The organism is Maribacter sp. MMG018 (assembly GCF_018100785.1).
Classification (GTDB): domain Bacteria; phylum Bacteroidota; class Bacteroidia; order Flavobacteriales; family Flavobacteriaceae; genus Maribacter.
Genome location: NZ_JAGJEC010000016.1, coordinates 1 through 371 on the forward strand (window position 1 = coordinate 1; position 371 = coordinate 371).

Genomic DNA, 371 nt, shown 5'->3' on the forward strand with positions numbered 1-371 from the left:
CAACTTTTTGCACAGCTGGGCACTTACGACTCGGGAGGAACATGGTCCCCAGTCCCTGACGGAGCGGGCACCTACACCTATACCGTACCGGCTACCGCGCCCTGTACCGAAAATGCCACCGCACAGGTGATAGTCACCGAACAGGCAAAGCCCAATGCGGGAAGCGATGGGACACTGACGATCTGTAAAGACGAAAAAGTGACCGAGGCTCAACTTTTTGCACAACTCGGTGGTGACCCAGATACCACTGGAACATGGAGCCCCGCCCTAGACGGTGCCGGAACCTATACCTATACCGTACCGGCTACCGCACCCTGTAGCGAGGATGCCACCGCACAGGTGGTGGTCACCGAACAGGCAAAGCCCAATGC

Annotated in this window: 1 protein-coding gene; it reads left to right on the forward strand. The window is 58.0% G+C overall.

Annotated elements, in window-relative coordinates; genetic code table 11:
• A partial coding sequence (locus J8L85_RS17930) for a hypothetical protein (protein WP_211019547.1) occupies window positions 1-371 on the forward strand: 371 nt, incomplete at both ends.